This is a genomic window from Vibrio sp. 10N.286.49.E11 (genome assembly GCF_041469505.1).
In the GTDB taxonomy this organism is placed as follows: domain Bacteria; phylum Pseudomonadota; class Gammaproteobacteria; order Enterobacterales; family Vibrionaceae; genus Vibrio; species Vibrio crassostreae_C.
On sequence record NZ_JBFRKQ010000115.1, the window covers coordinates 1 to 10,871 of the forward strand.

Sequence of the window (10,871 nt, forward strand, 5' to 3'; positions counted from 1 at the left end):
TCACCTCCTAGATCAACGCCGTGCTCGGCGCACCATAAAAAAGAGAGGCACAATGGCCTCTCTTTGATCGTCTACTTTATATTGCTAGCGTTGAGCTATCAGACTACAGCTTTGTCCAAGCATCTTGCCAGTATTGGCTATCTGCTGGAGCGTAAGACGCGCTTGCACACCATGCCGTGTATGGCCAAGGCTTACATTCGTACAAGCCATTATCGCTGCCGACCACAATGTCACCCGCTGCGTAGTTTGTGCCCGCTTCATATGGAGGGTAATCACCTGGAGGAGGTGTTGTTCCGCCACCGTCTTTAACAGCGAACGAATCGTTTACCATCACCATTTCACCGTCAGATGCTTTACCGACTACTTCAAGTGCATATTGCCCTTCCGCTACATCGTATAAGTCGATGGTAATAGCACGGCTGTCCGTTACGTTAACCTTAGTTTGCTCAACCACAGTACCTGCACTGTTGATCACCATAGCGGTAACATCTAATGCTTCATTTGATGTCAGTGTCAGATCTAAACGCACGTTGCCGTTATCTGGCGCATATTGTGATTGAAGTCCTGAAACCGAAAGCTCTAAGTCATCGCCCGGATCTGGGTTACCACCACATGAAGAATCTGAAACTTTTCTCCAAACGCCCCACTCACCTGTTGTTCCTGGCTCTTCGCCGCGAGTGTACCAACCTGCTCCCCACGTTGAACCGTCATGAGATACTTGGTCACCTTCAACATAAACGGTGTCGGCATCCCATGCAGCAGCACAGTTAGAACCATCAGTTACAGACACTTTACGGTCAGCGGTTACAGTTTGGTTCGCGCTATCTGTTACACTATACACAAGCGTGTAGTTGCCGATTTCATTTACATCGACACTGCCAGTGTGTGTGATGGTGCTTGTTAGATCGCCATCTTCAGCATCATTCGCCGTCACGCCTGCCATAGCATCAAACGCAGTTCCCAACACAACGGTTGTGTCAGATACGCCATTAAATACTGGCTTCTGGCTGTAAACCTCTACCGTTCTTGCTTTAGTGGTTTCGTTGTCATCGCTGTCTTTCACTCGGTAAGTTAGAACGTAAGTACCAATAACACTGGTTTCGACGTATCCTTCAACATCGATTGATGACGTTAGATCGCCGTCTTCTTTGTCTGTTGCCGTTACGCCATCCATAGGATCAAACGTTGTTCCGTGAAGAACACGCGTATTTTCGACACCTTTAAGAACAGGCTCACCCTCTACTGGTGGTGGCGTTACTTGACCGTGTACAAACGGGCCGTAGTCTTTAATAAACTGCTCGTTGTATTGTTGGCCGTTTTTGTTGGTGCCCATGTCCCAGTTAATAGACCAAGTCATTACACCACGTAGCGGTTGGCCTTGCGCCGTTAGGCTATCAAATGCGTCGTATAAATCTTGTGGCTCTTGCACAAAACCTGTCGCTGCAGCATCGATACTTGAAGGAATACCAAACACGAGCTTGTCATGTGGGATTTTGTGGAAGCCACGCGTTCCGTTGATAAGCGAATCAGAAATGTAGTAGATGAATTCTTCTTTTAACGCATCGTTGTTTTGAGCAATCCAACCCACGCCTTCAACCCAGATACCATCGCCACCTTGGTTGTAAAATTGTGGGTTAATCCAGTCGTAGTAGCCTTCTAGATTATCGATATAAGGAACGTACTTACCGCCTGTCGTGAGATACGGAAACTCAGGCGCCATAGTAATAAGGAAGTTTTTACCTTCAGCACGGTAGTGGTCTTTTACCAACTTAAGAGCATCAGGAATCACGGTTTGATTGTTTGCTGCGGTTACGGCTGCTTGTTCAAGGTCAATATCTAGGCCATCGAAACCGTAACGCTCAGTTAGACGGATAATCTCATCAGCAAAGGCTCTTCCATCACCGGTTTCTAGCTCTACGTGTGCATCCGCACCACCTAAAGCCAACAGCACAGAGCGACCTTGCTTGTTGAGTTCCGAGATTTGGTCAATAAATTGTTGTTCTGAAAGCCCAATGGTTGGGTCCAGTTTAAAAGTTGGGATTCGACCATCAGCCACATCGTAGACCTTCATGAATGACACATTCACGATGTTGTACATTGGGTTCACTTCATCCAGCGTCACACATGGCGCATTACCACCTTGGTAGCCGCCACCGTCACACCAGTTATGCCAATAGCCAACCACCACGCCAGAGTCTGGATTCGTCATATCTGAACCATTCGCATAAACAGCGCCAGACATTGCCGCCATGCCGAGCGATACTGCTAATTGTAGAGCTTTACGTTTCAACATTAGTCCCACTTCCTTACTTAACAGCTGTGCCAATCACAACCGAACCAATTCATTGTAATCATGAATATTTATAGAGAAGTAATGGAATTTATAGGAAAAGATGACCTTTGATTAAACTTGTGATTTTAAGTCACAGATTGAATATCAGAATCAATATGATTTTGACTTTTCATTCAAATTGAAATGCTAAAAACTGTTATTTTCGGCTGAATGCATTGACCATATAAATATTTGATCAACCTTAATTCACTAAGATAATTAACCAAAAATATAAAAAATCACCGATAGGAAAAAATAAACTTTAAATCGGCAAAAATCATCCCAAATACGCCGTAATTACTGACCTAAGACCAGATACCATTGCGAGTGATATCACTAAAACAGCTTGGATATAGCCATCATACATGTGCTAGCAATACACACGTATAACGGAATATAGGAGCAAGAATTTGTAGGATTTTGAATGTATACGTCGGGAGTTTTTCAGTTAACCGTCAGTGCCAGATGAATAATATGCATCCAATAGTGAAATAAAATTCACCTTATCAAGTTCATTAAGTTGATTAATTCCAGCCGCTGCTTTTCTTCCTCCGCCAGTCGCAAAACTTGAGCAAATTTCGTCTGCACCCGTTCTATTTGATAATGGCGCACGTAAGCTCACCGTGTAAGACTCGCCGTCTTGGTTTTTCGTTAATACTGCTTGCGCTCGGTTTGGATCTTGATTAACGATTTCATTACCAAATACGCCACTGATGCGCCTTGCCCAAGTCTCGCCTGGTAGTTCAAACACACGTGCGACTTCACTTTCATAAACAGGAGCAAGGTTTGATAACTGCTGGCAATCATTTTGATAAGCAGCTCGCAGTCGATAAAACACCGAGTCTTTATCATCCAAAAGATCAAACGGGTTCGGGTATTGATAAAGGGTTTCGTAGAGCTCAGCTGGCGTGAAATGCAAATCACTGAGTGACGAACCGTAACCGTTGTAGTTAATCAAGGTACCTAGCTCTTCTAGAAACTCTTTTTGAGATTGAGCGAATCCATTTTCATCCGCTAGCCGCGCCGCCACCGTTTTTAGATTGTCGCCAAAGGCAGCTGCGATTGCCCAAGCCACATGCGCACCATTCAGCTTCTGGTTAATCAGCAAGCTCGTGCAGCTCTCTGGCGCGGTATCAATCAGAGTATCTAAATGACTAGAAGTTGGGACATCCCCTGTTCGGTGGTGATCGCAATAAAATACATTGATGTTTGCGTCTAGCAGTGAGTGCAGTGCAGGCAGGTTTTTCTCCATCGATACATCTAAAACGGTAACGGAAGAAACATCACCTTGCTTACCCGGCTCCATAGTTTGAGTAACAACTTGAGAGACCAACTTAATATCACGCTTAACACCAGTAATGAGCACGCTCTCTCTTGGCTCACTTAATCGCAGCTGTAACAACGCGATTATGCCATCTGCGTCTCCGTTGAATACGTCGTAGTGCATGTTGTTCCTCTTCCTATAGATTTAACCGTTTGCCAGAAACGCGCCAATTCGTTTGTGTGTTCGATAGTCTGTCATTATTTTAGTTATATTTCACAGATACTTAAGTCTATTTTGGAATGCCTTATTCTCATTAGATTGAAAAGATAAACACATTAATAATATTGTATGACTTATGTCACAGTAAAAGAATACGAAAAGATTATAAAATAAGCGCCTCCCACTTAATGATAAAGAGACGAATGAACACTACCACCACTCTTGTTTATGACACTTTGAAAAGCCTTGCTGCTCACGCTCCTGAGCAACATGCCGAGATTCGCCAGCGTTTATATGAGCAGTTGAGCCTGCCATTTAACAAGCAGCTCTCGTTATACGCTAATGTGCTTGGTCCTATCAGCTCAGGTAAGTTAGCGGGATGCGACAATATTGATAAAGCGGTTGAACTGGCACTGGATGTGCTGGAAGGCCGAAATAAGTAGTCCCCCCTTTAATACGTAATATAACGGCCCAGATCTTCCCCCAGATCGGGCCGTTTTTTATTCTCGTCATTTATCTATTTGAATTTCAGGCACAAAAAAGGCGTAGATGATCCACGCCTTTTGTTTTAGTAAGTTCTATGTTGTTTATGAAGTCTTGAACTGCGCGACCGCTTGGTCCATATCGTTCGCTTGCTCTGCTACCTTGTCCACTTCAACTAAGCAATGCTGCGCCGAAGCGTTATTGTCGTTCGAGATAGTGTTCAGCTCAGTAATTGAGTCACTCACTTGCGCCATTACTGCGCCCTGCTCTTCAATCGCTGAAGCAATACGTTCTGAATTACCTTGGATGCTTTCCATGTCGCTCAAGATAAGTTGCAAGCTCGCATCCAGCTCTTCCGAATCTTTCAGCGTTAGTTGACCTTGTTGATTACACTCGCCAATCTCTGCCATCGACGCCTGCATCTGGCTTTGAATTGCACTCACCACTGAAGTTATCTCTGTGGTCGATTGATGCGTTCTGCTTGCTAGTGCGCGTACTTCATCGGCAACTACCGCAAAGCCACGACCTTGTTCACCCGCACGTGCTGCTTCAATTGCTGCGTTCAATGCCAATAGGTTAGTTTGTTCTGCAATGCCTTGGATGATGTTTACTGCATCGCCGATCTGGTCAACATGATGGTTCAGTGAACTGATCGAATCTTGGCTGCTTGAAAGACGTTCAGACAACTGGGTGATGTTGCTGATGGTTTCAACCACCACTTCACGGCCTTTATCGGCATTCACTTTCGCTTGATGTACACCTTCAGCGGCAACCGATGTGCTTTCAGAGATCTCGCCAATGGTGAGTACCATCTCTTGAACTGACGTTGTCATTGTAGATGTGTGATTTGCTTGAACTTCAAACTGTTTGATTACTGACTCTAGCTCATCATGCATGTTCGATGTGCTTTGTGTCAGTTGCAGTGACTTAGATTGAGAGGCAGCGATAAGCCCTTCCAGTTGATCCAACAGTTGGTTGAAGTATTGGCCTAAAGTGCTGAGTTCGTCTTTGCCATCAAGGTGCGAACGAATAGACACGTCGTTAGAATCAACGATGTTACGAATCACCGAAAGCAGTGACTCAATTTTACCAATGATAGAACGGACGATTAACCAGCTGAACAGAATGATCGACACGAGTAGCGTGACGCAAAGGATGTTGTTGATCAGCGATAGCTTGTCCATCTCTTGCTGCGTTTGTTGGTCTAGCACCGCGGAGAACTCTTTAAATTGAGTTTCGATAGCATGAGAACCCGAGCGAGCTTGCCCAAGCAGACCTTCGTTGTGCTTCAAGCCAATCACTCGCTTTTGCTCAACCACTTGGCGAGCAGCGTCTATCAAAGCCGCTGAGCTACTCATATTTGAAGTTATAGAAAGAACACTCGGGTCAAACTCCCCCTTCTCAATTAAGTCATTGAACAGGTAAAGCTCGATTTTTTGTTCCGCACTGGCTGTCGCGCTGATGTTATCGAGCAAAACATGAAACTCGCCTAGCATACCTTTGTCACGTGATAGCCCATAGACTTCGCTCGCTTTAACTAAGTTAACAAAGCTGGTGTGGTAAGTTTCGATGTCTTCACGTAAGTGTGTGCTGTTGGCTAAACCTAAATCACTGAGCACTGTATCTAGCTCAGATTCAGACGCTAAGAATTTGTTGTAGTTTACGTCGAACTTGTCGAGGTATTTCATATCGCTACGCAGTAAAAAATCTTTCTCGTTACGGCGAAGGTTGAACAAACGCACTTCAAGCTCTTTGGTAATTTGTTTGGCTTCGCTCATTTGAGCGGTGGTGTCTGCAAATTGTGATGTGGTAAACAGCAGTGAAATCATGCCGAAGATGGAGAACATCCCCAACGAATAGAGCTTTTTCTTTATATTCATATACGTGGCTCGTCTTTACTAAATTAACTATGAGTATCTAAATAAATCGCGTCAAAGAATGGATATCCAACTTGCGCGACCTGGTTATTGTTATATTTTTTGTATCAGTAATGAGCACTAAATCTAGCGACTGTTCAGCCCACCAGCAGTGACATTCTCAATGGTATTCAAACAGAGAATGAATCTTTTCACTAAAGATAAAAGCATCAATAACACAAATTGAATACATGTACATTAGTTGAATGATAAAAGTGAGAGACAGCTATTTGACGGAACATAAATGGCTTGAATGTCATGGTATACAAGGCATTGAATTAAAAGACTTTGACGCACATTTGGATGCATTATTTATGATGACATTTTTTTGGCTCTCCAGAAGAGCACGAGCGAAGCGCAATATTGGAGGTTTTGACTTGGTTTTTAAACAGTGAATCCGTCTATTGATGATTGTACAGTAGAGCGTAAACGGCGAAAAAAATGGACCTACTCAATTCGAGTCAGGTCCATCTTTTGATTTTCTAGTCAATCGCTTTGCAGCTAAAGAGTTAGGTGCGAATTCAAGGCTGGCTAAAACGCTTTTACCATCTTGGTTAGGCACTTCAATAACACCGCTTTCTCGTCTTCTTCGATATCTTGCGTCAGCTCATTAACCAAATTCAAGTGAAGCTGATTGTGGTGAACGTGTATCTTCTGCCCTTCATCCGTCAAGGCAACCACAATCGCACGACGATCTGTTGGGTGTTCATGGCGTTCAATCAATTCAGCTTTAACCAGCTTTTCGATTTGAACAGTAAGTGTACCCGTGGTGATACCTAACTTTTCAGCGAGCTCTTTCATTCTTAACGCGCCATGCATACCAAGTACTTCAATGGTGTGTACTTGAGCCAGGGAATAACCCGTCTCTTTGACAACAGACTGCTCCCACGAAGACATTTTATCGTAGAACTCAGTCAGTATTTGGTTAAGCTGTTCTATATTTCGCATGGTCGTTTGAATGCACTTCAAGAGTAAGATGATTAATCTTATCAAACTTGGCGAGCATTTGTTTATATTCAGAGACGGTTTTATCACTGTTTGATTCAAGAGTAATCGCTGCTGAATAGTGATGCCCACTCACCTTCCACATATGGAAATCGGTGACCGACGCATAAGGCGTTAAGGTTTTGGTCACTGAGTCACGATAATCTTGGTCGATATTCTCATCCAGCAGGATTGGGCTGGTTTGTTTCATAAGGTTCATCGTCCACTTAGCAATCACGAATGCGCCAACCATTCCCATTGCTGCATCTAACCAGTTCCAACCGTAAAACTTACCAAATAGCAGCGCAACAATCGCAAGCAGCGAAGTTAGAGTATCCGCCAACACATGCATGTAGGCTGCGCGTAGGTTGTGATCATGATGGTGTCCGTGATGCTCGCCATGTTTATGACCATGGTCGCTGTCGTGCTCATGGCTATGTGAATGACCGTGATTCTTACTATGATTGTGGCCATGCTCGTGTCCGTGATCATGATGGTGATCGCCAAGTAAAAACATACTCACCACATTCACAGTTAAACCAATACAAGCAACGATGATCGCTTCATTGAACTGAATCGCTTGTGGGTTAAACAAACGATGTACTGATTCCACCAGCATCAACAATGCCACAATCCCCAATGCAATCGCGCTGGTGTAGCCCCCTAACACGCTGACTTTGCCAGTACCGAAAGAGAAACGTTCGCTCTCGGCATGTTTCTTCGCATAACGGTATGCAAATAAGGTGATACCAAACGCTGCGGCGTGCGTCCCCATGTGCCAACCATCGGCAAGCAATGCCATCGAGCCGTAAATAGTACCTGCAATAATTTCGACAACCATGGTAACGACGGTCAATAACAGGACATAGAACGTGCGTTTCTCACCTTGACTGTTATGTGAAGAAAAGTTGTGTTGGTGACGTGTTGGAAAACTCAAAATGGCGTCCTTAGCTTGTGTTTGTGGTTAGATGATCGTTGCAAATAAAAGCCCTTTGATTGACAAGTAATTTGACAATCAAAGTAATAATTTGAAATTTAGTTTGATTATCAAACTTTGTCAACGATGAATTTTGAAACTCTGATTTGCGGGACGAATAGTTGATGGTGAGCGCTAGTTTGTTCCAAAGATTATTGATTCAGTAAAAACGAGGCTTTCCAGGGACAAAAAAGCCCACTCGAGGTGGGCTGATTGAGTCAAACTCAATGATTGTATTTATTTGTTTTGCAATGAAATAATCTCATCATTCACCCAACCTAACAGCTGCTTGGTTGCTTTCGACAAGACTTGGTTCTGCCGAACAATATAACCAAGACTGGTGCTCGAGAAGTTGGTCAATGGTGTCACTTTCGAATGCAGGTGCTGCTTGGTTGATACCGCAAACTCCGGGACAATAGCCACACCAAATCCCGCTTCTGCCCAGTCGATTTGAGCATCGACACTCCCTACTTCCATCACCCTATAATTAGGTAGATTAAGGCTTGGTAAACCTTCATCAATAAAGTCACGCGTTCTCGTATCATGACCTAGTAGAATCAAAGTAAGCTCTGCATCAGAGTCTCGGATATCAAACCCATCGCCAAGCGCACACCAAGAAAGCTCTTGCAGCTTAGTGAAATACAAAGACTCGTTGTGCTGCTCTTTGGCGATAACAAAACCAATATCCGCTTGAGCATTTTTAACTAAATTCGATGCCTGAGATGACGTGGTATTCAAGAGCGTAAGGTCAATACCGGGATACTGCGCTTTGAACTTCTGGAACGGACGAATTAGCAAAAATCGAGAAATGATGTCACTTACGGCAATGGTTAACGTCCCTATTTTAAGGTCGTTAATGGCATTGAGATCGGCCTGACAAATCTGCAGTTCGAGTAGCGTTCTTTGGCTTGTTTCCAATAGCCGTTCACCCGCTTGAGTCAATTGAAAAGGGCTTCTCTCTATCAACTTTATGCGTGTTTGTTGTTCCAGTTGTTTTAGGTGCAAACTCACATTGGGTTGTGTCATGTGCAGTGCATTGGCCGCTTTCCCAAAATGCTTGTACTCCGCAAGCGTCACAAACGTCTTCAACAAATTAATATCGAGCATCATGTCCTCTCTCTCGTGTCACTAATATCATTCCCTAAAAGTAAAGAATGCCCCATCGTCATTCCCTACAGTGAGGAACGAACGTGATAGGGAATCTCGTTTGTAGCTTAAGACTTTAAGGATATATGAAATCCTTATCAAGATAATAAAGATAATTAATTTCTCTTATCCACCTTATAGGCCTAACATGATTCCTCAATCAGTTAGGAGAAAAATTATGCCATCTATCGTTGTTGTGGGCGCAAACTGGGGTGATGAAGGCAAAGGCCGCATCGTCGATTTTTTAGCAGACCAAGCTTCTGCTAGCATTCGTTTCCAAGGCGGAAACAATGCAGGTCATACTGTGGTAAATGACTTCGGTACATTCAAACTGCACCAACTACCTAGTGGTATTTTTAATCCTAATTGTACGGCGGTTCTTGGCCCTGGCATGGTGATCAGCCCTGCTGCGCTAACTGAAGAGATTGCAGAAGTTCAAGAGGCTGGCATCAAAGTGAAAATGGCGATCTCAGATCGTGCGACACTGTGTCTCCCTTTACATGCTCTTGAAGATACGCTTGAAGAAGAGCGTTTGGGCGATGGCGCTTACGGCTCTACACGTCAAGGCATTGCACCAGCGTACGGCGATCGTGTAATGAAGAAAGGCATTCTTGTCGGTTGGCTGAATCAACCTGAAATTTTAGAGCAGCGTATTCAATTCCTACTTGATTGGAAGATGCCTCAGCTTAAAGCGCTCTACCCTCAATGTGACTTCTCCCAGACTGCTTCTGAAATGACAGAATGGCTACTTGAAGTAACTAAAGCGTGGCGCCCGTTCATCTGCAACGTAACTGAGCCGCTTAAAGCGCTGCAATCACAAGACGCAAACCTACTGTTTGAAGCTCAGTTAGGCGCAGGTCGCGACCTTGTCTACGGTGAATACCCTTGGACAACATCTTCGAATGTAACCGCAGCTTATGCTGGCATTGGTAGCGGTTTACCTGCACTTCGTCCTGAACGTGTTATCGCTGTTGCTAAATCGTTCAGTTCGTCTGTTGGTACTGGCACGCTAGTAACAGCAATGGAAGAGCAAGACAGCTTCCGCGAAAGCTCTAACGAATACGGCGCAACAACAGGCCGCCCACGTGATATGGGTTACTTCGACGCGGTAGCAACTCGTAACGGTGTTGAACTGCAAGCTGCAACGGAAATCGCATTAACTAAGATCGATTGCCTGTCTGGTTTGTCTGAGCTTAAGATCTGTACTGCTTACTCAGGAGAGCACACAGAGAACCCGATTTGGCCACAAACGGCTGAGCTAAAGCCCGTATATGAAGATATGGCTGGCTGGGATGAAGACATCACGGGTTGCCGCACGTTTGAGAGCCTTCCTCAAGCAGCGCAAGATTACGTTACTCGTATCGAAGAGCTGATGGGTGTGCCAATCGTGATGGTATCGGTAGGTCCTGAGCGCGAGCAAATGATCATTCGAGCTTAGCTTAGAAGACGACAAGATCTACATCAAAGCCCACATTCAGTGGACTTTTTTGATTGTTCATAAAGAACGAGATAACACAAGGAATTACAGACAAAAAAAAAGGTTCATCGCGG

8 protein-coding genes are annotated in these 10,871 nt (G+C 44.3%); 2 read left to right on the top strand and 6 right to left on the bottom strand.

What is annotated here, in order from left to right; genetic code table 11:
- Positions 1-103 precede the first annotated feature (103 nt).
- Both AB4167_RS21345 and AB4167_RS21350 read right to left on the bottom strand, forming a co-directional pair.
- Positions 104-2,293: an immunoglobulin-like domain-containing protein gene (locus AB4167_RS21345; RefSeq protein WP_136978499.1), complete on the bottom strand. Its 2,190-nt coding sequence runs from the start codon at positions 2,291-2,293 to the stop codon at positions 104-106.
- 487 nt (positions 2,294-2,780) lie between these two features.
- On the bottom strand, positions 2,781-3,779 hold the full coding sequence (locus tag AB4167_RS21350; RefSeq protein WP_017063978.1) for a hypothetical protein: 999 nt from the start codon (positions 3,777-3,779) through the stop codon (positions 2,781-2,783).
- 239 nt (positions 3,780-4,018) lie between these two features.
- Here AB4167_RS21350 and AB4167_RS21355 point away from each other — a divergent pair, with 239 nt between their 5' ends.
- A complete protein-coding gene (locus tag AB4167_RS21355; protein WP_004733935.1) occupies positions 4,019-4,258 on the top strand; it encodes a PAS factor family protein in 240 nt (79 codons plus the stop codon).
- Positions 4,259-4,402: 144 nt separating this feature from the next.
- Here AB4167_RS21355 and AB4167_RS21360 read toward each other — a convergent pair whose 3' ends face one another.
- The 4 genes from AB4167_RS21360 to AB4167_RS21375 form a co-directional block, all read right to left on the bottom strand.
- Positions 4,403-6,127: a methyl-accepting chemotaxis protein gene (locus tag AB4167_RS21360; RefSeq protein WP_136978502.1), complete on the bottom strand. Its 1,725-nt coding sequence runs from the start codon at positions 6,125-6,127 to the stop codon at positions 4,403-4,405.
- Positions 6,128-6,745: 618 nt separating this feature from the next.
- Positions 6,746-7,162, bottom strand: a complete 417-nt coding sequence (locus AB4167_RS21365; protein ID WP_017059185.1) for a MarR family winged helix-turn-helix transcriptional regulator — start codon at positions 7,160-7,162, stop codon at positions 6,746-6,748.
- Positions 7,140-8,135: a CDF family Co(II)/Ni(II) efflux transporter DmeF gene (gene dmeF, locus AB4167_RS21370; RefSeq protein ID WP_136978500.1), complete on the bottom strand. Its 996-nt coding sequence runs from the start codon at positions 8,133-8,135 to the stop codon at positions 7,140-7,142. Before dmeF ends, AB4167_RS21365 begins: the two co-directional genes overlap by 23 nt.
- Positions 8,136-8,411: 276 nt before the next feature.
- Positions 8,412-9,284: a LysR family transcriptional regulator gene (locus tag AB4167_RS21375; protein WP_017059183.1), complete on the bottom strand. Its 873-nt coding sequence runs from the start codon at positions 9,282-9,284 to the stop codon at positions 8,412-8,414.
- 214 nt (positions 9,285-9,498) lie between these two features.
- Between AB4167_RS21375 and AB4167_RS21380 the strand changes: the two genes are divergently transcribed.
- A complete protein-coding gene (locus AB4167_RS21380; protein ID WP_136978501.1) occupies positions 9,499-10,758 on the top strand; it encodes an adenylosuccinate synthase in 1,260 nt (419 codons plus the stop codon).
- Positions 10,759-10,871: the final 113 nt, after the last annotated feature.

Excerpts from the sequence above, each read along its gene's own strand:
- AB4167_RS21345 (WP_136978499.1), bottom strand. The coding sequence starts at position 2,293 with ATGTTGAAACGTAAAGCTCTACAATTAGCAGTATCGCTCGGCATGGCG.
- AB4167_RS21350 (WP_017063978.1), bottom strand. The coding sequence starts at position 3,779 with ATGCACTACGACGTATTCAACGGAGACGCAGATGGCATAATCGCGTTG.
- AB4167_RS21355 (WP_004733935.1), top strand. The coding sequence starts at position 4,019 with ATGAACACTACCACCACTCTTGTTTATGACACTTTGAAAAGCCTTGCT.
- AB4167_RS21360 (WP_136978502.1), bottom strand. The coding sequence starts at position 6,127 with ATGATTTCACTGCTGTTTACCACATCACAATTTGCAGACACCACCGCT.
- AB4167_RS21365 (WP_017059185.1), bottom strand. The coding sequence starts at position 7,162 with ATGCGAAATATAGAACAGCTTAACCAAATACTGACTGAGTTCTACGAT.
- AB4167_RS21375 (WP_017059183.1), bottom strand. The coding sequence starts at position 9,284 with ATGATGCTCGATATTAATTTGTTGAAGACGTTTGTGACGCTTGCGGAG.
- AB4167_RS21380 (WP_136978501.1), top strand. The coding sequence starts at position 9,499 with ATGCCATCTATCGTTGTTGTGGGCGCAAACTGGGGTGATGAAGGCAAA.